Raw genomic sequence first — 22,702 nt, 5'->3', positions numbered from 1 at the left:
GTTTTTCTTTTGCCCGCAGCGCGTTACAGCATTGAAAACGGTCATTCGCGGGCGAATCTGCAGGTAATCAGCGCTGGCTTCTCAGCCCCACAGACTCGCTCGCGACGACGCTTTTTCAAATGGCCGATGCATGGTGATCCTGGACGAACGAGTAACGCGTTCGGCTCGACTGCTGTGACGGTTTCAGGAAACCAAGCAGGGCATTCTGGCTGTCACGGCAAGCCGCCTTGTGCTCCATGTCGAGAAAATGCCCGGTGGCCTGCAGCGTGGTGAAGGTGCTTTGTGCCACGTGGTTGCCGAATATCCGTGCGTCTTCGGCGGCGGTGTACTCATCCCATTCGCCGTTGAGGAACAGCACCGGCACGTTGATCCTTTTCGCCGCATTCAGATAGCACTGACGATCACTGTGCAACACGTCGTTGATGTGAAAGTGCATCTGCCCGTATTCGTGCTCGGCCAGACTGCTGACGTGGCGATAGTTGAAGCGCTTGAACAGTGACGGCAGGTGTTTGCCGATGGTGTTGTTGACCAGGTGCCCGACCCGGTCGCCGTCGCGCTGGCCGAGGTAATCGACACCGCGCTCCAGGTAATCCAGCATGTGCGCGTTGATCACCGGCGAGAACGAGCTGATCACGGCTTTTTCGATGCGCCGCGGCTGCTGGGCCAAGGCGACCAGGGTGGCCGCGCCGCCCCAGGAAAACGACAGCACGTGTTCGGCACCGAAATGGTCGATCAGCTCCAGCAGAATCTGCCCTTCGACTTCCTTCGTCAGATGTTTCTCGTGGCGGTTGTGGATTTTTGACCTGCCCGCGTAGGGCTGGTCGTAGCAAACCACGTTGAATTGCGGGTGCAGATTTTTCACGGTTTGAGCAAACGACGCAGTCGTGGCCATCGAGCCGTTGACCAGGATGATGGTCTTTTCTGCGGCGTCTGCGCGATAGAACTCCGTGTAAACCCGATACTGACCCTGTATATCCAGCACAGCGATTTCTGGCCTCATGTCATAAGACTCCTGGCAAGCAAGCGGGTATGCGCGCAAATAGAGATTGCACGAGCTTTGTGACAGGTAGGCATACGCCTGGAGTTTGGGGCCCATGTCGATCCGGAACGGCAGGTCGACGGGTATTATTATTGGCGGGCAGTCTGCCGGGGGAGGTGGAGCCTTTGAGGCTCTCTACCGGCAAAAAGGTTGCTTGGGTGTACTGCGTGACTCATCGGTCACAATTTGGCCGACGTCCTGATTCAAGCAGGGGGATCAGGATCGCGCAAGTGCCGTTGGTGAATTGTTCGACAACTTCTGCTGAGCGGTCGCCGGCTTAGAACAAATGGATCTCTTCGGTGCGCAATGTTCGGTACTCGCCCGGTTTTAGCGCGTTATCGAGCAACAGCGGGCCCATGGATTCGCGGTGCAGGCGCAACACTTTGTTGTTGAAGTGACCAAACATGCGCTTCACCTGATGGTATCGACCCTCGACGATGCTCAGACGCGCCGCCCTCGGGCCGAGCACTTTGAGTTGCGCCGGTTGCGTGGTCAGGTTTTCGAAGGCGAAGTAGATGCCCTCGGCAAACGTGACTGCATACTCCGGCCCGATCTCCTGTTCGGTCTCGACGTAATAGACCTTCGGCAGTTTGGTCTGCGGTTGGGTCAGGCGTCGCGACCAGCCGCCATCGTTGGTGATCAGCATCAGCCCGGTGGTGTTGAAGTCGAGGCGACCGGCGATGTGCAGGTCGTCCTTGTCCGGCTCGTGGATCAGATCGAGCACGGTCGGGTGCTGCGGATCGCGGGTGGCGCTGACGCACCCCGGCGGTTTGTGCAGCATGAAGTAGCGCGCCGGTTTACCCGGTTGCAGCAACTCCTCATCGACTTCGACGCGGCTGAATTCCAGCACTTCGCTGTGCGGGTCGCTGACGACTTTTCCGTCGATCCGCACACGCTTTTCCACCAGCAACAGGCGAACCTGCTGACGGTTGTAGCGGGGCAGGTTGCTGAGGAAACGGTCGACGCGCATGGTCAGGAATCGGCGGATAAAGGGGCGCGTATCTTACGGGATCGGCCGCCCCGCTGCTTGCAGTTGCGCCTCGACCTGCGCGCAGCGCGGGCACAGGCAGGATTTATTGCGCAGTTCGGCCGGCAGGGCTTCGAGCACTGCCGGGTCGATGCTCACGCCATAGCACCAGCAAGCCTGGTCGGCGGTGCGCGGGTCGGCCAGGGTGCAGTCGTTGCGGGCGCCGCAGGCCGGGCAGAGGTCGGGTTTAGCGTCGGTATCAGGCATAAGTCGAATGAGGCATTTCCACGCAGGTGCGGTTACGGCCGGTTTGTTTGGCTCGGTACATCGCATGATCGGCCCGGGACAGCAGCGTGTGCAAGGTGTCATCCGCTTGCAGGGTGGTGGCGCCGATGCTCACGGTCAGACTCAGGCTGTGGCCATCGTAGGAATACGCCTGTTGTTCGACGTGTCGGCGGATCTTCTCGGCAATCTTCTGACCGGTCTCAGCGTCGGTGTCCTTCAGCAATACGATAAATTCCTCACCGCCCCAACGGCAGACAATGTCGGAATGGCGCAGGCAACTTTGCAGGTCGCGGGCGAAGCCGATCAGCACCTGATCGCCGGCCATGTGCCCGTAGGTGTCGTTCAATGTTTTGAAGTGATCCAGGTCCAGCAACAGTGCCGTCAGGGGCTTCGGCTCGCGTTGCGCTTCGTGCAGGGCCTGCACGGCGAGCAGGTCGAAGCCGCGGCGGTTCGGCAATTCAGTGAGGCTGTCGAGCGTGGCCTGCGTCTGAATCTTGCGCTGATAACGCCGGATCACCCGATTGAGCAGGGCCAGCACGCCCAGCGTCACCAGCAGGCAGATCAGCAGATTGAGGTACAGCGACTGACGGATGTCACTGAGCGCGCCGTCCTCGCGCTTGTCGACGAACAGATACCAGTGCAACTCCGGGATGTAACGTACGTTGAGAAAATGTCCCTGACCGTGGGCGGAATATTCGTAACTGCCGCTGTGGGGCTTGGGTAACTGGCTGATCAGGCTTTTCATACTGGCGAGTTCGCTGAGGCTTTGCCCGATGTGCGCACCTTCCGGGCCGCCGCTGGCGCCGGTGAGCACCAGTCGCCCGAAGGCATCGACAAAGTAGACGCTGCGTTGATAACGCTGCTGGTACTTGTCGATGAGCTTGATCACCGCGTCCACCGTCAGGCCTACGCCCGCGGCACCAATGAAGCGGTTGTCGTAGTCGTAGACCTTGTAGTTGATGAAGAAAGTCAGGTTGTCCTTGTTGGCCAGATCCGGGTCGACGTTGATCTCGTACGGGTCTTTCATGTCGCGCACGCGGAAGTACCAGGCGTCGCGCGGCTCATCGATCCTGACCTGCTTGAGCACGCCTTTGGCGTGGTAGTACGTGTGGCTGCTGTCGGAGACGAAGAACGCGGTGTAGGCGCCGTAGTGGGTCATGACCTCGTCGAGGTAGCGGGTCATTTTTACCGGGTCTTTTTCGCCGTTCACCACCCAGTCGCGCATGAACGTATCGCGGGACATCATCGAGGAAATCAGGATCGGTCTGACGAGGTCTTTCTGGATTTCCGAATAAACGGTGTCGGATGTCAGCGGCAGTTCGGTGTTGACGATGCTGTCGCGGATCGACGCCCGTGAGGCGTAATAGCTGAGCAAGGAAGTGGCGAGGAAGCCGGCACCAAGCAGTGCGACCAGAGTCAGCACCAGCGAGCGTTGGGAGTACAGCGCAGATCTGTGCGGCATGGGCGGTTCCGTTGGCAGATGAGCCGATGGCAGCATTCTAGTGGCACTGCCGGGAAATAACTGCTCCATACGCGGCGCAAATGGTCGTTCCTGTATTTCCGGGCATTTGCACCGTTCAACGGTGGGGGCGGGCTTGCTCGCGAAGGCGGTTTTCCAGACACATGAATGTTGATTGGCCCACCGCATTCGCGAGCAAGCCCGCTCGCACAGGGGGATTCTCAGGGGGAGTGACACCGCTGATCTGAAGCTTGTCCGAGTCCGGCACTTGCCCCGGGCCTGACAGTCAAAACTGTGTCGGCTGCGCTGTCCTGCTGCGGTCGTGGGTCTTTCAGGAGGCCGTCATGCGTGTTCAGAAACTGTTTCGTCGAGTGTTGCTCGGTGCAGTGCTCGGGCTTGGGCTGTCCGGATGTTATTACTACGGGCCTCCCGCCGATGTTTACTACGCCGCTCCCTACTACTATCCCGGCTACTACTCACCTTATTACTACGGCGGATATTACGGCCCGCGCTACTACGGAGGCGCCCGTTACTATTACGGTGGTTACGGCTATCGCGGTGGTTATGGTCGCGGTTACCACGGCGGCGGCTATCACGGTGGACACCACTGAGCGACGGCTGAATGACAGTGTTTTGCAAATGAACAGGATTTCATCAATCACATGTTTCAACTTGTTACGGAAGCGCACCAGATTCGGAAAACGCTGTCAGATCATTCGTCAGTCACCGAATAACCGACTGATGCCTGCCAGCGTCGCTGGTGTGGCTCACTCGCGGTCCAGGAGGCCGCCATGTATCGACGAATTCTACTGCTTGCTGCGATGATGTTTTCCGTTGCCGGTTGCGCTCCCTACTCCTACGCAGATAGCTATTACAGCTCGGAGGTCTACACCTCACCCGCTCCGGCCTACTACAACACTGGTGGCACGTATTACAGCGGTGGCAGCACATATTACTCGGCACCGCGCTACTATCAGCCAGCGCCGCGTTACTACCAGCCCGCGCCAAGGTATTACTCGCAACCGCGCTACTACCAGCCGGCCCCGCGCTATTACGAGAGCCGTCGCTGGCACGACAATGATCGCGGGCGCTGGGACGGCCACCGCGGTGGTGGTTGGGACCGTGACCGCGGCGGCCGAGATCATCACGGTGATCGGGGTGACCACGGCGGGCGAGGCGGTCGCTGGTAATCATCCGCAAACAAAAAAGCGGCGCATTGAGCGCCGCTTTTTTTGTACCTGTTGAAAATTCGTATGTTGCTCCATCTCCTAGGAAGTTCTCGGAAGCCTCCTACAGTTTTATTTCTGAATAATTGTTAGCGTTTGTATGCGCCTATTGAAGCTGGAAGCTTTCAATTTACGGAGCTATATAAACACGGAAGTTTTTCAGGCATGCATTTACTTATCATTCATCAAAATTTTCCCGGTCAATTTCGCCATGTTGCATTGGCGGCGCGTCGAAAGGGTTTCAAAGTACTTGCAATTGGTCGTGATACGGCACCGGGTATTGCCGGGGTGAAACTGCTTCGGTATCGGTCCTCAATAAGAGACTCGAATAGTAGCCATGCTTATTTGCATGGATATCAAACGGCTGTGTTGGATGGGCAGCGTGTTTTGGTCTTGTTGAAGAAACTCAAACAACAGGGTTATCGACCCGATGTGATTGTTGCTCATCCCGGGTGGGGTGAAACGTTATTTATCAAGGATGTATATCCGGATGCACCACTGATTCACCTCTGTGAATATTATTATCGAGCGCAGGGGGCAGACTCAGGTTTTGATCCTGAATTTCCCCGTGCGTCGGACGCTTCCTCAAAATTAAGAATTTTGAACTCAATGCATCTGTTGAATCTGGAACAGTCTGATATTGGAATTGCCCCAACAGAGTGGCAACGAAGTCTTTTTCCGAAAAGCTATCAGTCCAAAATTCGCGTGATTCATGAAGGTGTCATCCAAACGCCTCATGCCGAGAAAGTTAAGGCTGTAACTTTACCCAGTGGCTGTGTACTTAAGGCACATCAGCCAATAGTGACGTACGTTGCCAGAAACCTTGAACCCTATCGTGGATTTCATACATTTATGAGGTCCATCAGCCATATTCAGGCTGAGTGTCCGACCGCTCAAATAGTCATTGTGGGTGGAGATGAAGTCAGCTATGGGCGGTGGCCTGTTGGGTATGAGAATTGGCGAGACAAGATGTTATCGGAGGTGGATTGCGATGTTTCCAATGTGCATTTCACCGGGAAGCTGCCTTACCAGAAATATAGAGCTGTTCTGCAAGTTTCAATGGTGCATGTTTACTTGACGTATCCGTTCGTTTTGTCTTGGTCCTTATTGGAGGCCATGTCGGCTGGCTGTGTGGTAGTCGCTTCTGATACAGCTCCGGTGAAGGAGGTCGTTGTTCACGGGGGTAATGGGATTCTTGTCGATTTTTTCCAGGTTGAATCAATAGCTGCCAATGTATGCAGCGTTTTAAATTATCCCGGTGATTTTGAATCTATCAGAAAAGCTGCGCGGCTAACGGCAAACAGTTTTGATGTCAGTGCTGGTCTGAAGGGCTATTTTCAGGTTTTTGAAGATGCGATGGCAGGTCGATTCTAACTAGAGTTTTCGTCATTTTAAAAGGGAGATTTGAAATGTTCAAAATGTCACGCAAGGAAGCCTTTAGACGTTGTAAAGCCTTACTGAAGTATGGTCTGGTTTTGCTGGTGTGCTATTGGGTGGTGGGTTTTTATATTGAATGGGAGGAGGCGGCAGAACGCAGGGCGATTTACCAAAAGGAACAAGGTGACTGCAGTAAAAAACTGGCGGGTATGGAACAGGTGCCAATACCGGGCGGGAGTCTTCTTGATCGGAGTCGGATACCCGGATTTTATTTCGGATCGAATTTGAGAAGTGACGGGTCATGTATTGCCGATACTCTCGAGGGTTCATTTTGGTGGACGGGTACCGAACTTCGTACGGAGTATGAGATGAGCGGGATAGAAAAGCCTTCCAGTTGGGGGTATTTCCGGCTTGCGGCGAGACTCTACACGCGGAAGGAGCGCACTGAGCCGCACAGGATGGGGTATCGACATGCAGATTGGCCGGATGATCTGATTGTGGAACTAAAAAATTATCCAGGATTAGAGCTTTGGCTTAATGCTCCTCCGCCTCATTTCAAGAATGAGTTTTCCATTACCACATTTGTTATGCGTAATTGGCGCCGGCATGACGGAACACCTCGGACGATAAGTTGTGATGGATTGAATCATCCTGGCGACAAGATTCAGGCCGCTGGTTTGGGCAAACAAGACTTGTTGAAGCTTAACAAAGAACAGTTGGAAAGTTTGGACTTTGGAGTGTTACAGACCTACTGCACAGTCGAGCTCTACAGTTTTGATTTCGCAGGTGGGGACGGACGTATCGGGCTGGACACAAGTTCGTTACTAGGTGCGCCTGAAGCGATTAAATTTGTAAGCGACTATCTTTCACGCTCCATAATTACAGGGAAGTAACTATGAGTTGTGTTTTTGATGATTTAGAAAAGTCAATGGTGCTACAGGTTGCGAATACTTCTGAGGGGATGTGGTTTGATCAGGATGCTGAGAGGTATATAGCATCTGAGGAACAGGGGCGAAACTGTGCTTCCTTTTATCGGGTGTTATCTAAAATCATTGGCGAAAAATTTTCTGAGGATATTCTCTTTGAGAAAGATGTAATTGATGTTTTGAAGAGTGCCAGACTTTGGCTTGATGTCGCAATTGATGCTAATGGTGGGCAGGGGGCTTACTCCGCTTTGATTCGCGCCTACACCATGCGGCAAGGAGAACTTCGATTACGTAAGAGGTTTACAGAATCGAAAATGCAGGCCTCCTCAAATCAGGTTGCAGTAAATTTCATGAATATACTGTTATATGGATCGGTTAAGGGCGATTTGGCTCCTTGGACAGTGCCCTCAATCAGTCAAATCGCAGGTATTGATGCGAGCGCTATTGGAGAGGTTTTATTCCTTGATGATCTTGGCAAAGACGATACCGCTACAAGCCGTAACGCAGGTTGGTCTGGAACCATCGGTTTCAGCCTGTTAGGTGGCAAACCCCCGTATGAAACCTGGAGATTGATTTCCGCAGGCGACCCTGGCTCAGAAATCAAAGGTAATCATGAACTGGCTAAAGCTAACAGGCTCGATGATTTCAAGAATATTCTATTTGCCATTGACTCATACAGTGTCGGCCTACGCGCTGCGGTCAATAACTTTGGTGTCAATGTGCTTGAGAGCGTGTTTTCGGTAGTGCCTGAGCAAATCAAAATTGCAATGGCCAGTGGAAACACCAATCCCTTGATCCAGTACGTGGTGAAAGGCACACCTGTTTCGCCTATCGTTGATCTGATCTTGCGATATGGCGTAAATGTTTTTTTTGACATGTTCAAGCGAACATACGACGGCGACTCTAATGCCGCGCCCACCACCGAGGAAACGTTTGCGTCCAATGTGTACGCATTTTTCTCAGCGTTTACACCAATTCAATCCCAAAGCATCGTTACCAAGACCATCAGCGAATATGGCAGTGCTACAGCATGGGCCAAGCTCGCCGCGCAAGACACACCGGTTGGCTTGGCTTTGCGCAATTCTCTGAAACAGCTAAGTGAAATAGTCATAGAAAAAGATGACGGTTTTCCCGGTCGTGGCTTGGAACTCTATGATCCTGCCACGGGTGAAGGCTTTATTACTGAGCAGTGGATTTTTGATCGCGCAGAAATGTTGGCCCGGTTGATATCCAGAACCCATGGTTCGTTCGGAGAAAACACACTGCAGAAGTTTTCCTATTCGGATATAGGCTCAGGCAAACAAGCGCCCATGACGACTGGCGTATCCAATCCGCTGGTGATGTTCGGTGACGACGGAGGGCGATCTTTCGGTGGTGCGATAAATGCCGATCATCTGTATGGCGGTGAGGGCAATGACTCGATCAGTGGACTGGCAGGTAATGACGTTATTGAAGGTGCTCGCGGTAACGACTCGTTAAGCGGTGGCGACGGCAATGACGCGCTATACGGGATGGCGGGTGATGATGTTTTGATCGGCGGCAAGGGTAACGATTCTCTGACCGGTGGCGAGGGTAATGATCGGTACGCGTTTTACAGTGGTGACGGAATCGATGAAATTTTCGATGCAAATGCTGATGGGCAGTTATTGATAAATGACCGTCCGATTCCCGCCCTCAAACGCAGTGCTCTTCTGAGCAACACATGGTTCACGCAAGACCGATCCATAACGTTGACGCTCATTGAAGAACTCACGGAAAACACACTGAACATCCGCTACGGCCAGGGCGATCTGATCGTAATCAAGCACTACAGGCCGGGAATGCTGGGTGTTCAGCTCCCCGACTTCGATGGCCACACCTTTTCAACACCCGATCTGGTTATCCAGGGTGACTGGAGAGCCGCCGATACGGACCCCAGTGTTCCCGGTGATCAGCTTTCCTACGATGACTTGGGTAACGTTGTGCTGTTGCCAAATGTAAAACAGAGGAATAAGGCCGACGCACTTTACGGATCACCCAAAGACGACATCCTCCTTGGGCTTGGCGGCTCCGATCGACTGTTCGGGCAAGCTGGAAACGATCAATTGTTTGGAGACAAACAGTCAACCCTTGAAAAAGCTCTGGCTGATGGTGTCGCCAAGGGGAAGGTCGGTCGTGGCGATTGGCTGGATGGTGGGCAGGGCGATGATCTGCTGGTGGGTACTGCCTCTGGAGACGTGCTGCTCGGTGGCAACGGTCGAGACACACTGGCTGGGGGGGCGGGTGATGACTTCTTGCACGGCGACGATACGACTGGGGTACTGGAGCAAAACTGGAAATATAAACGACATGAAGTCGTTCTTGCCCAAGGCGTCATCAGCTTGCGCACCACCTTCGACAAATCCTCCGTGAAAGATGCATTGGAAGGAGGCAACGACGTTCTGTACGGCCAAGGCGGGAGAGATGTTCTCTGCGGCGGTTGGGGCGAGGATGTGTTGGATGGCGGAACAGAAGATGATCAGCTGAGCGGCGACGGGGGCGACGACACCCTGACGGGCGGCAGTGGCAACGACACATTGTTCGGAGACAACCTTGATTGGGGTGGAGGACTCCAAAGCGGACACCATGGCAACGATCTGCTGGAGGGAGGCAGTGGCGACGACGCTCTCGCTGGCAACGGCGGTAGCGACGTCTTGTATGGCGGCCCCGGCAATGATGCCCTGAAGGGGGATGACGACGTATTGGATGGTGTGGCGGGTGACGCTAGTCATTTCTTCGGACGTGACTTTCTGGACGGTGGTGCGGGCGATGACACCCTTTGGGGCGGCGGTGCTGATGATTTGCTGTTTGGTGGGGCAGGAAATGACGAGTTGGTTGGCGATTACTACGACCATCCGATTCGCCACCACGGTGATGATTTCCTTGATGGCGGTATGGGTGACGACACGCTCCGAGGATTGGGTGGCTCCGACACTCTGATAGGCGGGCCGGGCGCTGATGCTCTGGATGGTGACCAGCCAAACCTGCAATCCGGCGGCACCAATGATGACCTCGTTCGAGGCGGTGCCGGAAACGACACCCTTTGGGGGGGCTTGGGCGCCGATACGCTTTACGGCGGTGATGACGATGACTTGATGTCTGGCGACTACGAGCAGACGCCTGAAAGCGAACAGGGTGCAGATTATCTGGACGGTGGTTCAGGCAACGACACGTTGCTGGGCGGCGGTGGAAACGACACGTTATTTGGCGGGGAGGGTGTGGACTACCTGCGCGGTGACTCAGGAAATAATGTGTTTGATGGCGGGGCCGGTAACGACTACCTGGAAGCGGGGGACGGGGATGATATTTACTATTTCGGCGCCGGTGATGGGCTTGATGTAGTTGTAGACGCCGGTGGCAACAATGTCATGAAGTTCGGAGCCGGTTTTTTTGCGGACAATCTGAAGATTGAAATTATCGATATTGAAATCGGTCTGGTATTGCGGCTGGCCAACGGAGTGGGTGACGCCGTTCTGATAAAAAATCACGAGACGTGGCGAGACTCAACTTTCAGTTTCAGTGATGGAGTGGTCTTGAGCTATCAGGATGTCATCAAAAAAACGCTTGCTCCGGTAGTTGTGATCGAACCGCCGGTAATGGAAGTGGTGGACAAGGCAGACATAGAAGAAACAGAAGACACGAGTGAATACAGCGGTATCGCAAGCGTTCCCGTCGAGTCAGCCATTGATGTTTCGAGCGAAGGAAATGAGGCTGAATTGGGTAATGGCATTGAAGGGGTGGAAAAATTCCTTGGGGAAATTCAAGGAAGACGTTCGAAAAACAGGCAAGCCACGGGTTTCACACTCAATGATCAAGGTGTCTGGGTCAGAAATCACATTTTCACGACTGATACGGGTTTCATCACTTATTCCGACTTGATTGACGAAAGCATCGAAAACGGATCCTTGTCTGACACACCGCAGTGGATGAACGCTCCATCTGGCAGAGCTGTGTACAGCGACAGGCAGACGAGCTCTGCATCCCACTCCTATTTCAAAAATACAAAGGTTGAGGGGGCAGCAAACCCATCGAACCATAAACCTCAATATTATCGATCTGGTTCGGGTAGCGGTTTTTCGTTTAAAACAGGAGACGTGCTGGTAGAGGATAGAAACAAGTCAGGGACTATTGAAGGTTGGTACATCTATCCTGCAGCAAGCTTCAACTCTGGCGAAACTGTCCGTAAAGAATTTCGCCGGGATGTAAAGACCGAAACCATCAAGCACAAGACTGTACAAGGTGACGCCGGCGGCGGACGAGTGAACCTGGAAGTCGGGAATACCTTTCATGGCGGTAAGGGTGATGACCTGGTAGTCGCTTATGCGCTTACCCCACTTGATTATGGTTCGGTAAATGACAGATTACCGGGGGCCATACTATCGGCTGGAGCGGGCAACGATACGCTGCTCGGATCCGAGGGGGCCGATTATTTAATCAGCGGTTCAGGGATTGATTGGCTCTACGGTGAAAATGGTGCCGATACCTACACTGTGCAAGCACACGCTGGCGCAACGACCATTATTGCGGATGTACTGAGTCCTGTTTTTCACCGCCCGGAAGTGGGTGTGACGGGGTGGAAAGACGAGTATGGGCTGATCGATCAAGATGTTGTCATTCTTCCAGATGGGGCAAGGCTGGAAGAGCTGCAGTTAAGTTGGGGGGCGGTGTTGATTGAAACAGTCAATATCGAATTGGCCCCCAATCCGTCACGTGACAACTATCGCCATCCACCTCGGGCGAAGATGCTCTATTCGACCCTCGATATCAAATGGGGGACTCAGCAGGTTCGTATCGTTTTACCCAATGCAGGGGATCTCCAGGGCTCCGGGATCGAAGTCATTAGGTTTGCCGACGGCACCAGCGCCAGCCTGAAGACTCTTCTGGAGTCTAGTCAACTGGGCCCTGCCCCGGATACTTACCATAATGCCGTCGTCATTGATAATGCGACGCCCGCCCAATCTATTCGAGATGCTCAAACGCTGCCGCTGGTGGGCGGTCACGGTAATGATTTGCTAACTGGTAGCTCTGGCGAGGATGTGCTGCTGGGTGGGCCAGGTAATGACACGTTGTCGGGCGGGGCGGGCGATGATGTTTATAAATATGATGGTCTTGGCAGGGACGTGATTGATAACTCGGGCGGTGGTATTGATGGAATCGATTTTTCAGATGTTGACTTGAATATCGGGCAATTGAAATTCCATCGCGAAGGTGATGATCTGGTAATAGTTGTGAATTACGGTGTTTCACCGAAGATGCGAGTGGCCAATCATTTTTCTGCAGGGGAAAGCGCCATCGGCTATATAAGGGTTAGAGGCGAAGGTAAAGCGACTCAGGACTATACTGCCACTGAAATTGCTGAACGTTTGCATCCTCTTCCTCCGTTAAGAGATGTGGAGGATATCTTGATTAAGAATAACGAGGAGTCGTCAATCGCTATTGCGGAAATAGTTAAGTTTTACGAGTTGAATGTTTAGGTTTAATACGGTCAGTTAAAGCTTGCCCGCGATAGGCGACAAGCGGGACTATCGCGGGCAGTTGCCAATTAATACTGCGACAGATCCGCCAACGGATGCCGACCTTCCCAGACCTTGTGAAAGTGCGCTTCCACCACCGCGTCCGGCACGGTATTGATGTCCGGCCAATGCCAGTGCGGTTTCTGATCCTTGTCGATCAGTCGCGCCCGCACCCCTTCACTGAATTCCGGATGCCGGCAGCAGTTGAGGCTCAGGGTGTATTCCATCTGAAAGACTTCGGCCAGCGACAGGTGGCGCGCACGGATGATTTGCTCCCAGACCAGGTGCGCGGTCAGCGGCGAACCCTCGCTCATGGTTTTCGCAGCACGGGCGATCAGCGGGTCGCTGCTGTCACGTTGCAGGCTGATGGCTTTCCAGGCGCAGGTGACGTCGCTGACGTCGAGCAGTTCGTCGATCTGCCGGCGGCGCGGCAACCACTGCGCCTCGGGCATCTGCCCCACGGCTTCCTGTTGCAGGGCCTTGAGCAGACTGTTGAGCTGCATGTCGGTCTGTTCTTGCCAGTTGAGTTGCAGCAGGCCTTCGATCAGCTGTGGTTGCTGCTCTTCAAGCAGAAAGCGGTCGGCCAGATCGAGGTCGATCGCATCACGCCCGTTCATGTGCGCTCCGGTCAGACCGAGGAACAAGCCGAGCTTGCCCGGCAACCGTGACAAAAACCAACTGGCCCCGACGTCCGGATACAGACCGATGGTGATCTCCGGCATCGCCAGGCGACTGCTCGGTGTGACGATCCGCGTGCTGGCGCCTTGCAACAGGCCCATGCCGCCGCCGAGCACGTAACCGTGGCCCCAGCAGATCAGCGGTTTGGGATAGGTGTGCAGGCTGTAGTCCAAGCGATATTCGGCGGCGAAAAACTGCGCGGCCAGCGGTGGGACTTCACCGGGATGGGCGCGACAGGCTTCCACCAGGCTGCGCACTTCGCCGCCGGCGCAGAACGCCTTGGCGCCGTTGCCGCGCAGCAATACGCAGACGATTTGTGGATCCTTGGCCCAGGCGTTCAACTTGTCGCTCAGGGCGTTGATCATCGGCAAGGACAGCGCATTGAGCGACTTTTCAGCGTCCAGGCTGGCGATCCCGAGGCGGGCGCCGTCGGTGCCGGTGAGTTCTTCGAAGTGCAGATTCATCGTGACCTCGATCGGGAATTTGAACGATCAGTATGATCGCTGTGTGGGAAAGTGCCGGATCTGCGTCAGATCAATTGACAAGCGTGGTCGGCTTTCCTAGGGTTCGCCCCATTGTTTTTGCCGGGTATGACCATGACTGCTGACGACCGTATCAAACTCGAACCGAGCTGGAAGGAGGCACTGCGTGCTGAGTTCGACCAGCCATACATGGCAGAGTTGCGCACTTTTCTGCAGCAGGAGCGGGCGGCCGGCAAGGAAATCTATCCGCCGGGACCGCTGATTTTCAATGCGCTGAATTCGACGCCGCTGGATAAAGTCAAAGTGGTGATCCTCGGCCAGGACCCGTACCACGGCCCGGGCCAGGCCCATGGCCTGTGCTTTTCGGTGCAACCCGGCGTGCCGGCTCCGCCGTCGCTGGTCAACATCTATAAAGAGTTGAAACGCGACCTGAACATCGACATTCCCAACCACGGCTACCTGCAGAGCTGGGCCGATCAGGGCGTGTTGATGCTCAACACCACAATGACCGTCGAGCGGGCCAATGCCAACGCGCATAAGGACAAGGGCTGGCAGTTCTTCACCGACCGGATCATTGAAGTGGTCAGCGAACGCCAGCCGCATTTGGTGTTCATGCTGTGGGGCGCGCATGCGCAGAGCAAGCAGAAGCTGATCGATGCGACCAAGCACCTGGTGCTGACGTCGGTGCATCCGTCGCCGTTGTCGGCTTATCGAGGCTTCCTGGGGTGTGGGCACTTCAGCCGGACCAACAAGTTTCTTGAGCAGAATGGTGAGGCGCCGATCGAGTGGCGGTTGCCGCCGGTTTGATCGGCTGAGTAAATCTGTGGCGAGGGAGCTTGCTCCCGCTCGGCTGCGCAGCAGCCGCAAAACCTGTGATTTCGGTGTGCCAGAAGCACCCGGTTCAAGGATTTCGGGTCTGCTGCGCAGCCCAGCGGGAGCAAGCTCCCTCGCCACAGTGACTCGGTGTTACTCGGGATTACGGTTCCAATACTTGAACAACGGCTCCGCCAGAAACAGCACAAACAGCAACCGCATTACCTGCATCGCCGTCACCAGCGGTACCGACAGTTGCAGGGTCTCCGCCGTCAGGCTCATTTCGGCGATTCCGCCGGGCATCATGCCCAGCGTCAGCGAACGCAAATCCAGGTGAGTCAGGGCACTCAGGCCCAACGCCGCCAATGTCGCGATCAACATGGTCAGTGCCGTGCCGATCAGCGTACGTCCCATGAATGACGGCGCGCGGCGGAAGAACTGTCGGTTGAAGTGACAGCCCAGCCCGCTGCCGATCAGCCACTGGCCGATCTGGCTGCCGCCATCCGGCAGGCCGATGTGCAAATCCCAGGCAATGCTCACCGTGGCACTGACCAGCAGCGGCCCGAACAGCCACGGATTGGGTTGACGCAAGCGTTGCCAGAGCCAGGCGAGCAGGGCGCCCGTGGGAAACAGAATCGCCAGCCAGCGCCAATCGACGTTGCCGGCGTGGGAAATTGGCGTGCCGTCGCCCAGCAGATACTTGAACGCAGCCGGCACGCACAGCACCACCACCAGCACCCGCAGACTTTGCCCCGCCGCCACATGGCTGAGCAGCGCGCCATTGCGTGCGCCGAGGTTGACCATCTCGCCTGAGCCGCCGGGCATGCTCGAGAAAAACGCCGTGGCACGATCCTCGCCGGTACGGCGCATCAACCACACGCCGACCACCGCCGACAGACTGGTGACCAGCGCACCGAAGAAGATCAAACCGAAGTGACTCAGCACCTGCTCCATCACCACCGGGGTGAAGTGCAGGCCGATACCGATGCCGACAATCCATTGGCCGCATTTGCGCCCGCCAGGGATCTCGGTCAATTGCCAGGGTGTCAGGCAGCGCACCAGGATGATCGCCAGCAGCGAGCCGACCATCCACGGCAGTGGCCAGCCGATCTGGCTGGCGATAAAACCGCCAAGCAGACCGACCAGCGGGGTGGCCCACCAGCTTCTGAGGGAAGAGCGATCAAACATCGGCGATGGCGCGTTGCGCTGCCGAGCGTTTGCGCCAGATGCGCAGCAGCGGCATCAGCAACATGATCGCGGTCAGGACCCAGACACCGAAGGTGATCGGGCTCGACCAGAGGATTTCCAGCGCACCGTTGGAGATCGACAGCGCACGACGCAGGTTCTGCTCCATCAGCCCACCGAGAATGAACCCGAGCAGCACCGGCGACAGCGGGAAATCCAGCTTGCGCAGGATGTAACCGAAGATGCCGATGCCGACCATCAGGAACAGGTCGAAGGTGGTCGCATGCACCGCGTACACGCCGATCCCGGTGATGATCGCGATCACCGGCACCAGTGCCCAGTTCGGCACGGCGAGGATGCGGGTGAAGATGCGGATCATCGGGATGTTGAGGATCACCAACATGATGTTGGCAATGAACAACGAGGCAATCAGGCCCCAGACGATGTCCGGTTGTTGTTGGAACAACAGCGGCCCTGGAGTGATGTTGTACAGCGACAGCGCGCCGATCATCACGGCGGTAGTGCCGGAACCGGGTACGCCGAGGGTCAGCATCGGCACCAGCGCGCCACAGGCCGAAGCGCCGATCGCGGTCTCCGGAGCGGCGAGGCCACGGGCGTCACCCTGACCGAATTTGCCGCCGGCACCGGCGATGCGTTTTTCGGTCATGTAGGCCACGGCACTGGCCAGCGTCGCGCCGGCGCCCGGCAACACGCCCATGATGAACCCCAGCAAGCCGCAACGGATGTTCACCACGAACACCGACGCCGCTTCCTTGAAGTTGAACATCATGCGCCCGGTGGCCTTCACCGCTTCCTGACCGCGATGGGTTTTTTCCAGCAGCAGGAGGATTTCACTGACCGAGAACAGACCCAGCACCAACACCACGAACTGGATGCCGTCGGTCAGGTGAATGTTGTTGCCGGTGAAGCGGTACACGCCGCTGTTGGCGTCGATGCCGACGGTCGACAGGAACAGCCCGATCAGCGCCGCAATAAAGGTCTTCAGCGGTCGATCGCCGGCCATGCCGCCGAGGCAGACAATCGCGAACACCATCAGCACGAAGTATTCCGCCGGGCCGAAGGCAATCGCCCATTTCGCCAGTAACGGGGCGAACAGCACCATGCCGCAGGTGGCGATGAACGCACCGATGAACGAACTCCACGCCGACAGCGACAGGGCGACACCGGCCAGACCCTGACGCGCCATCGGATAACCGTCGAGGGTGGTCATCACGGTGGAGGCTTCGCCCGGAATGTTCAGCAGGATCGAGCTGATCCGCCCGCCGTATTCGCAGCCCAGATACACCGCCGCCAGCAGAATCAGCGCCGACTCCGGTGGCAGGCCAAGGGCGAACGCGATCGGGATCAGCAGGGCCACGCCATTGATCGGACCCAGGCCCGGCAACAGCCCGACCACGGTGCCGATCAGCGTGCCGGTCAGGGCCGTGACCAGGTTGTACGGACTCAGCGCGACGCCGAAGCCCTGACCCAAGTAACCGAGAGTATCCATATCAGTTCTCCAGAACGTCGAGCAGGCCCAGAGGCAGCGGAACGTCCATCAGACGGTCGAACAGCAGGTACAGACCGATGGCCATCAACGTTGTCACCACGATGCTGGGCAGCCAGCGACCGCCGTACAGGCGCGCCATCGGGATGCCGATCAGGATGCTGCTGAGGATGAAGCCCAGCGGTTCGAACAGGCCGGCGAACACCAGCAGCAGGACGACGCAGATGCCGATCTTGGTCAGGGTTTGGCGATCCAGCGGTGGCTCGTCTTCGCTGTGTTTGATCGGTGCCGGGCGGAACACCATGTACAGCAGCGCCACGCCCATCAAGCCGAGCATCAGCAGGGGAAAGGCGCGCGGGCCGACCGGTTCATAAGAAAAAGCCGCTTGATACGGCCACGCCATCAGCGCCAGGCCGACGCAGGCCAGCAATAGCACCGAGGCGAAAATGCGTTGTAAGAGCATGGGAAACTCCTGTGCCGAGGCCTCGATGCGCGAGGCCACGGCGGCTAGAGAGAGACGATCACTGAATCAGGCCGAACTCTTTGGCCAGCACTTTGTAGTCCGCCACCTGTTTCTTCACGTAGGTGTCCAGCTCCGGGCCGGTCATGGCGAACGGGAACAGTTCACGTTGATCGCGCAGCTTGGCGAAGTCGTCCGAGGCCAGCAGTTTGTCGAAGGCGTCTTTCCACCAGGCGTAGTCTTCGTCGCTGACTTTTGGCCCGAGGTAGAAACCGCGCACCACCGGCCAGACGATGTCGTAGCCCTGCTCGCGAGCGGTCGGGATGTCTTTCATTTCCGGTTCGTCGATGCGTTTATCGGCGAACACCGCGAGCAGACGCATGTCACCGCTCTGGATGTGCGGCATGGAGTCGGAGATGTCGGTACTACCCACCTGGATGTGACCGCCAAGCAGCGCGGTGGCAATTTCGCCGCCGCCTTCGAGGGCGACGTAACGCAGGTCTCGCGGGTTGATTCCGGCGGCCTTGGCGATCAGTGCGGTCTGCATCCAGTCCTGACTGCCGACCGTACCGCCGGAACCGATCACCACTTTGCTCGGATCTTTCTTCAGCGCCTGAACGAGATCGTCGAGGGTCTTGTAGGGCGAATCGCTTTTCACCGCGATGGCGCCGTAACTGGTGCCGACGGCGGCCAGCCAGCGCACATTGGTTTCATCGAAACGACCGAACTTGCCTTGCGCCAGGTTCAGCAACGAACCGCTGGACCATGCCACCAGCGTCCCGGCGTCGGCCGGGCGCTGGGCCACCACCGCGTTGTAGGCCACCGCGCCGACACCACCGGGCATGTAGGTCACGCGCATCGGTTTGGTCAGCAGTTTTTCGTTGACCAGCGCGCTTTGCGCCAGTTTGCAGGTCAGGTCGAAACCGCCACCGGGAGAGGCCGGTGCGATGCATTCGGGGCGTTTTGGTTCGGCCATCAGTTGGCCGGCGAACAGCATGGCGCCGGCGGCTAGAGCAACTTTACGCAGTGATAAGTTCATCTATGTCTCCTTGGGAGTTGTTGTTATGGACGTACTGAATTACCAAAGGGCAACGCTATAGCTCACCAGCAGCCGCACTTCATCGGCATCGCGAGCGGAGTAGTTGGAACGGTAAGTGGCATTGCGCAGACGCACGGCAACATCCTTCAGCGCGCCGCTTTGTACTACATATTTGATCTCGGTGTTGCGCTCCCACTCTTTGCCTTCGTCGCCATTCTTGAGCTTGATGTTGTCACCGCTCAGGTAACGGCTCATGAACGACAGGCCCGGGATGCCGAGGCGGGCGAAGTCGAAATCGTAACGCGCCTGCCACGAGCGTTCTTCGGCGCCGGCGAAGTCATTGATCTGCACGAAGTTGACCAGGTACGGGTCGCTGCCATCGACATACGGGAACGCGCTGTCGCCGGACATGTGCTGATAACCGGCAGTGAACTTGTGGCCGCTCAGCGCATAGCTGACCAGACCGTTGAGCGAGCGGTTGTCGATCTCGCCACCGCGGGCCGCGCCCTGATCGTCACTGACCGCAAAGCGCAGGTCGGTGGCAAACGTGCCCGGCCCCATCGGCCGCGAGGCGACCAGACCGAAGAAGTGCTGGTTATAGACTTCGTCGAGCTGGGCGAAGTGGTAACTGCCGGTGATCTTGTCGGTGAACTTGTAGTCCACGCCGGCGAAATCGAAATGTTTGCCGGCCACGGTGCCAGCGAAACGGCTGTTCTTGTTGTTGAGGGCGATGTCCTCGAAATCGGTGCTGTCGCGATCCTTGGCTTTCTCCAGACGCCCGCCGGTGAAGGTCAGGTTCTTGATCTCTTTGGAGGTCAGCAAACCACCTTCAAAGGTCTGCGGCAGGATGCGTCCGTCATTCGGTTTGAGGATCGGCAGTTCCGGAATCAGGCTGCCGATTTTCAGTTCGGTGGCGGAGATTTTCACTTTGCCGGTCAGGCCGACTTTCGAATATTCGTTCGCCGCGCGTCCGTCATCGTGGGTCGGCAGCAGGCCGGTGCCGGTGCGATCCGGGCTCGAATCAAGTTTGACTCCCAACATGCCCAGCGCATCGACACCGAACCCCACGGTACCGTTGGTGTAACCCGATTGCAGATTGAGCATGAAACCCTGCGCCCATTCATCGCGCTTGGATTGCTGGGCACTGGTGCCATCGCGAAAGTCGCGGTTGAAGTACATGTTGCGGGTTTCGAAGGTGGCGGAACTGTCTTCGATGAAGTCGGCGTAGCTCAGCGGTGAAAAACCGGCGAGGGCAGCAGTGCTGGCGAGGGTGGCGTGGCGCAAACGAGAAGGACGAACAGGCTTGAGAGCCTTGGTCTGCAAGGACGGCATGCGGGTGTACTCCGTTTATTGTTCTTATTGGTCGAAAACGCATCGGGGCGTTTTTCGTATCGCTGTGTGGCAGCAGCGACGGCAGTCGGAACTGTCCGTGGGCGGACTCTAGCGGGCTAACCTTTCACTAACCTTTCAGCCGGATTTCGCGGTTTTCGGGCTTCACAGCGGCGGTTGCGGCTGTAAACTCCGCGGCAAAGAATGGCGTCGGCCATCCGTGAATGAGGTAACGATCCATGCGTGTCCTGCTCGTCGAAGACCATCTGCAACTGGCCGAAAGTGTCGCTCAGGCGCTCAAGAGCACCGGTCTGACCGTGGACGTATTGCACGATGGGGTGGCCGCCGACCTGGCGCTGGGCAGCGAGGAATACGCGATGGCGATCCTTGATGTCGGTCTGCCGCGCATGGACGGTTTCGAGGTGCTGGCGCGCTTGCGCGCACGCGGCAAGAACCTGCCGGTGTTGATGCTGACGGCGCGCAGCGATGTGAAGGACCGGGTCCACGGCTTGAATCTCGGCGCCGACGATTACCTGGCCAAACCGTTCGAACTGACCGAGCTCGAAGCCCGGGTCAAAGCTCTGCTGCGGCGCAGTGTGCTCGGTGGCGAGCGTCAGCAGCGTTGCGGCGTACTGGCCTACGATCTCGACACCCGGCGCTTCAGCCTCGGCGAAGAACTGCTCACGTTGACCTCTCGCGAACAGGCGGTGCTCGAAGCGTTGATCGCCCGCCCGGGACGGGTGATGAGCAAGGAGCAACTGGCCGCACAGGTATTTGGTCTCGACGAAGAAGCCAGCCCCGACGCGATCGAAATCTACGTGCATCGCCTGCGCAAGAAACTCGACGGTCAACCGGTGGCGATCGTGACTTTCCGTGGCCTCGGTTACTTGTTGGAAAGCCGCGATGCATAAGCCCAGCAGCCTGCGCTGGCGGTTGCTGTGGAACCTCGCGTTGTTGCTGGTGGTGTTGATGCTCGCCAGTGGTTTGAGCGCGTACTGGAACGGGCGCGAAGCCGCCGACACGGCCTACGACCGAACCCTGTTGGCCTCGGCGCGAACCATCGCCGCCGGCCTCTCGCAGCGCGACGGCACGCTCAGCGCCGACGTGCCCTACGTGGCCCTCGATACGTTCGCCTACGACAGCGCCGGGCGGATTTACTACCAGGTCAACGACATCCATCAGAAGCTGATTTCCGGCTACGAAAACCTCCCCGGGCCGCCACCCGGCACCCCGAGAACCGACAGCTATCCAGCGCTGGCGCGTTTCTATAACGCGACGTATCGCGGGCAGAACGTGCGTGTGGTCAGTCTGCTCAAGGCCGTCACCGAACCGAACATGAATGGCATGGCGGAAATCCGTGTCGCGGAAACCGACGAGGCGCGAGTCGCCATGGCTCGCAGTCTGGCGGCTGATACGCTGCTGCGCCTGGGCATGCTCGCGATCGGCGCCTTGTTGCTGGTGTGGTTTGCAGTGAGTGCGGCGCTACGTCCGCTGGAGCGTTTGCGCACGGCGGTGGAAGAACGACAGTCGGACGACCTCCGGCCGCTGCCGCTGGTGGAAGTGCAGCGCGAATTGTGGCCGCTGGTGCGTGCACTCAACCATTTCACCGAGCGTTTGCGCGGGCAGTTCGAACGGCAGGCGCAGTTCATCGCTGATGCCGCACACGAACTGCGTACGCCGCTGGCGGCGTTGAAGGCGCGGCTGGAGTTGGGGCTGCGTTCGACTGAACCGCAAACCTGGCGCAGTACCCTGGAATCCTCTGCGCAAAGCACCGATCGCCTGACCCATCTGGCCAATCAACTGCTGTCGCTGGCTCGCGTGGAAAACGGTGCCAGGGCGATCGCCGAGGGCGGCGCGCAACTGCTGGATCTGAGTCAATTGGCCCGCGAATTGGGCATGGCCATGGCACCCTTGGCGCATGCTCGTGGGGTCGCGCTGGCGCTGGAGGCGGATGAGCCGGTTTGGCTGCGGGGTGAACCGACGTTGCTCAATGAACTGCTGAGCAACCTGGTGGACAACGCGCTGGCGCATACGCCACCGGGCGGCAATGTGATTCTGCGGGTCGCGGCACCGGCGGTGCTTGAGGTTGAAGATGACGGGCCGGGGATTCCGCTGGAGGAGCGTGATCGAGTGTTTGAACGCTTCTACCGGCGCAATCAGCAAGTCGCAGGTTCAGGGTTGGGGCTGGCGATTGTCGGGGAAATCTGCCGGGCGCATCTGGCGCAGATCACGTTGCATGATGGCGAGCAGGCCGGTTTGAAGGTTCGAGTGAGTTTTATTGCCGGGTAAATGTGGTGTTGGTGCGGGCCTCTTCGCGAGCAAGCCCGCTCCCACATGAGATTTGTGTACGACGCAGAACCCATGTGGGAGCGGGCTTGCTCGCGAAGGGCGCGCCGCGG

General features: G+C 57.3%; 18 protein-coding genes. 8 read left to right on the top strand and 10 right to left on the bottom strand.

Annotated elements, in window-relative coordinates; all coding sequences use genetic code 11:
* Positions 1–115 precede the first annotated feature (115 nt).
* The 4 genes from AC27VU_RS09830 to AC27VU_RS09815 form a co-directional block, all read right to left on the bottom strand.
* On the bottom strand, positions 116–1,000 hold the full coding sequence (locus AC27VU_RS09830; protein ID WP_103485693.1) for an alpha/beta fold hydrolase: 885 nt from the start codon (positions 998–1,000) through the stop codon (positions 116–118).
* Between the two features lie 316 nt (positions 1,001–1,316).
* Positions 1,317–2,009, bottom strand: a complete 693-nt coding sequence (locus tag AC27VU_RS09825) for a pseudouridine synthase (protein ID WP_488723945.1) — start codon at positions 2,007–2,009, stop codon at positions 1,317–1,319.
* Between the two features lie 33 nt (positions 2,010–2,042).
* Complete coding sequence (locus AC27VU_RS09820) at positions 2,043–2,273, bottom strand: cysteine-rich CWC family protein (protein WP_262141223.1); 231 nt, start codon at positions 2,271–2,273, stop codon at positions 2,043–2,045.
* The gene (locus AC27VU_RS09815) at positions 2,266–3,753 is read right to left on the bottom strand and encodes a sensor domain-containing diguanylate cyclase (RefSeq protein ID WP_003222519.1); all 1,488 of its coding nucleotides are present in this window, start codon (positions 3,751–3,753) and stop codon (positions 2,266–2,268) included. The genes AC27VU_RS09820 and AC27VU_RS09815 overlap by 8 nt, the downstream gene beginning before the upstream one ends.
* A 341-nt stretch (positions 3,754–4,094) precedes the next feature.
* On the opposite strand from AC27VU_RS09815, the gene AC27VU_RS09810 reads away from it, so the two are divergent.
* The 5 genes from AC27VU_RS09810 to AC27VU_RS09790 all read left to right on the top strand — a co-directional run bounded on the left by AC27VU_RS09810 (position 4,095) and on the right by AC27VU_RS09790 (position 12,771).
* The gene (locus AC27VU_RS09810; RefSeq protein WP_003222522.1) at positions 4,095–4,361 is read left to right on the top strand and encodes a hypothetical protein; all 267 of its coding nucleotides are present in this window, start codon (positions 4,095–4,097) and stop codon (positions 4,359–4,361) included.
* A 180-nt stretch (positions 4,362–4,541) separates the two neighbouring features.
* On the top strand, positions 4,542–4,940 hold the full coding sequence (locus AC27VU_RS09805; RefSeq protein ID WP_003222524.1) for a hypothetical protein: 399 nt from the start codon (positions 4,542–4,544) through the stop codon (positions 4,938–4,940).
* Positions 4,941–5,141: 201 nt separating this feature from the next.
* Entirely contained in the window at positions 5,142–6,350 is a 1,209-nt protein-coding gene (locus tag AC27VU_RS09800; protein WP_488723944.1) for a glycosyltransferase family 4 protein, read from the top strand.
* 35 nt (positions 6,351–6,385) lie between these two features.
* A complete protein-coding gene (locus AC27VU_RS09795) occupies positions 6,386–7,246 on the top strand; it encodes a hypothetical protein (RefSeq protein WP_488723943.1) in 861 nt (286 codons plus the stop codon).
* A 2-nt stretch (positions 7,247–7,248) separates the two neighbouring features.
* Entirely contained in the window at positions 7,249–12,771 is a 5,523-nt protein-coding gene (locus tag AC27VU_RS09790) for a calcium-binding protein (protein ID WP_488723942.1), read from the top strand.
* Between the two features lie 68 nt (positions 12,772–12,839).
* Here AC27VU_RS09790 and AC27VU_RS09785 read toward each other — a convergent pair whose 3' ends face one another.
* Positions 12,840–13,952 carry an enoyl-CoA hydratase/isomerase family protein gene (locus AC27VU_RS09785; RefSeq protein ID WP_103485699.1) on the bottom strand — a complete coding sequence of 371 codons (1,113 nt, stop codon included), beginning with the start codon at positions 13,950–13,952 and terminating at the stop codon, positions 12,840–12,842.
* Positions 13,953–14,084: 132 nt separating this feature from the next.
* On the opposite strand from AC27VU_RS09785, the gene ung reads away from it, so the two are divergent.
* A complete protein-coding gene (ung, locus tag AC27VU_RS09780; RefSeq protein WP_003222534.1) occupies positions 14,085–14,777 on the top strand; it encodes a uracil-DNA glycosylase in 693 nt (230 codons plus the stop codon).
* Positions 14,778–14,936: 159 nt separating this feature from the next.
* Here the strand turns inward: ung and AC27VU_RS09775 are convergent, their stop codons facing one another.
* The 5 genes from AC27VU_RS09775 to AC27VU_RS09755 are packed head-to-tail and all read right to left on the bottom strand — an operon-like array spanning position 14,937 to position 20,306.
* Positions 14,937–15,971 (bottom strand): AbrB family transcriptional regulator, encoded by a 1,035-nt coding sequence (locus AC27VU_RS09775; protein ID WP_488723941.1) that lies wholly within the window; start codon positions 15,969–15,971, stop codon positions 14,937–14,939.
* On the bottom strand, positions 15,964–17,478 hold the full coding sequence (locus tag AC27VU_RS09770) for a tripartite tricarboxylate transporter permease (RefSeq protein WP_003222538.1): 1,515 nt from the start codon (positions 17,476–17,478) through the stop codon (positions 15,964–15,966). Before AC27VU_RS09770 ends, AC27VU_RS09775 begins: the two co-directional genes overlap by 8 nt.
* A gap of 1 nt (position 17,479) precedes the next feature.
* Positions 17,480–17,938, bottom strand: a complete 459-nt coding sequence (locus AC27VU_RS09765) for a tripartite tricarboxylate transporter TctB family protein (protein WP_201135575.1) — start codon at positions 17,936–17,938, stop codon at positions 17,480–17,482.
* 58 nt (positions 17,939–17,996) lie between these two features.
* Positions 17,997–18,974 (bottom strand): Bug family tripartite tricarboxylate transporter substrate binding protein, encoded by a 978-nt coding sequence (locus tag AC27VU_RS09760; RefSeq protein WP_488723940.1) that lies wholly within the window; start codon positions 18,972–18,974, stop codon positions 17,997–17,999.
* Between the two features lie 39 nt (positions 18,975–19,013).
* Positions 19,014–20,306, bottom strand: coding sequence for an OprD family porin (locus tag AC27VU_RS09755; RefSeq protein ID WP_488723939.1), 1,293 nt, complete (start codon positions 20,304–20,306; stop codon positions 19,014–19,016).
* A 236-nt stretch (positions 20,307–20,542) separates the two neighbouring features.
* Here AC27VU_RS09755 and AC27VU_RS09750 point away from each other — a divergent pair, with 236 nt between their 5' ends.
* Both AC27VU_RS09750 and AC27VU_RS09745 read left to right on the top strand, forming a co-directional pair.
* Positions 20,543–21,214: a response regulator gene (locus AC27VU_RS09750; RefSeq protein WP_003222545.1), complete on the top strand. Its 672-nt coding sequence runs from the start codon at positions 20,543–20,545 to the stop codon at positions 21,212–21,214.
* Positions 21,207–22,592, top strand: a complete 1,386-nt coding sequence (locus tag AC27VU_RS09745; RefSeq protein ID WP_003222546.1) for a sensor histidine kinase — start codon at positions 21,207–21,209, stop codon at positions 22,590–22,592. Before AC27VU_RS09750 ends, AC27VU_RS09745 begins: the two co-directional genes overlap by 8 nt.
* The last annotated feature ends 110 nt before the right edge of the window (positions 22,593–22,702 follow it).

It is taken from the genome of Pseudomonas sp. 14P5.3.2 (assembly GCF_057799175.1).
The sequence above is the reverse complement of the archived record's forward strand: the minus strand, read 5'-3'. Positions and strand labels throughout refer to the sequence as shown.

Bases quoted from the DNA above. Each gene is read 5' to 3' on its own strand.
- AC27VU_RS09795 (WP_488723943.1), top strand. From the start codon at position 6,386: ATGTTCAAAATGTCACGCAAGGAAGCCTTTAGACGTTGTAAAGCCTTA.
- ung (WP_003222534.1), top strand. From the start codon at position 14,085: ATGACTGCTGACGACCGTATCAAACTCGAACCGAGCTGGAAGGAGGCA.
- AC27VU_RS09830 (WP_103485693.1), bottom strand. From the start codon at position 1,000: ATGAGGCCAGAAATCGCTGTGCTGGATATACAGGGTCAGTATCGGGTT.
- AC27VU_RS09785 (WP_103485699.1), bottom strand. From the start codon at position 13,952: ATGAATCTGCACTTCGAAGAACTCACCGGCACCGACGGCGCCCGCCTC.
- AC27VU_RS09750 (WP_003222545.1), top strand. From the start codon at position 20,543: ATGCGTGTCCTGCTCGTCGAAGACCATCTGCAACTGGCCGAAAGTGTC.
- AC27VU_RS09810 (WP_003222522.1), top strand. From the start codon at position 4,095: ATGCGTGTTCAGAAACTGTTTCGTCGAGTGTTGCTCGGTGCAGTGCTC.
- AC27VU_RS09820 (WP_262141223.1), bottom strand. From the start codon at position 2,273: ATGCCTGATACCGACGCTAAACCCGACCTCTGCCCGGCCTGCGGCGCC.
- AC27VU_RS09800 (WP_488723944.1), top strand. From the start codon at position 5,142: ATGCATTTACTTATCATTCATCAAAATTTTCCCGGTCAATTTCGCCAT.
- AC27VU_RS09770 (WP_003222538.1), bottom strand. From the start codon at position 17,478: ATGGATACTCTCGGTTACTTGGGTCAGGGCTTCGGCGTCGCGCTGAGT.
- AC27VU_RS09745 (WP_003222546.1), top strand. From the start codon at position 21,207: ATGCATAAGCCCAGCAGCCTGCGCTGGCGGTTGCTGTGGAACCTCGCG.
- AC27VU_RS09760 (WP_488723940.1), bottom strand. From the start codon at position 18,974: ATGAACTTATCACTGCGTAAAGTTGCTCTAGCCGCCGGCGCCATGCTG.
- AC27VU_RS09765 (WP_201135575.1), bottom strand. From the start codon at position 17,938: ATGCTCTTACAACGCATTTTCGCCTCGGTGCTATTGCTGGCCTGCGTC.
- AC27VU_RS09825 (WP_488723945.1), bottom strand. From the start codon at position 2,009: ATGCGCGTCGACCGTTTCCTCAGCAACCTGCCCCGCTACAACCGTCAG.
- AC27VU_RS09775 (WP_488723941.1), bottom strand. From the start codon at position 15,971: ATGTTTGATCGCTCTTCCCTCAGAAGCTGGTGGGCCACCCCGCTGGTC.
- AC27VU_RS09805 (WP_003222524.1), top strand. From the start codon at position 4,542: ATGTATCGACGAATTCTACTGCTTGCTGCGATGATGTTTTCCGTTGCC.
- AC27VU_RS09815 (WP_003222519.1), bottom strand. From the start codon at position 3,753: ATGCCGCACAGATCTGCGCTGTACTCCCAACGCTCGCTGGTGCTGACT.
- AC27VU_RS09755 (WP_488723939.1), bottom strand. From the start codon at position 20,306: ATGCCGTCCTTGCAGACCAAGGCTCTCAAGCCTGTTCGTCCTTCTCGT.
- AC27VU_RS09790 (WP_488723942.1), top strand. From the start codon at position 7,249: ATGAGTTGTGTTTTTGATGATTTAGAAAAGTCAATGGTGCTACAGGTT.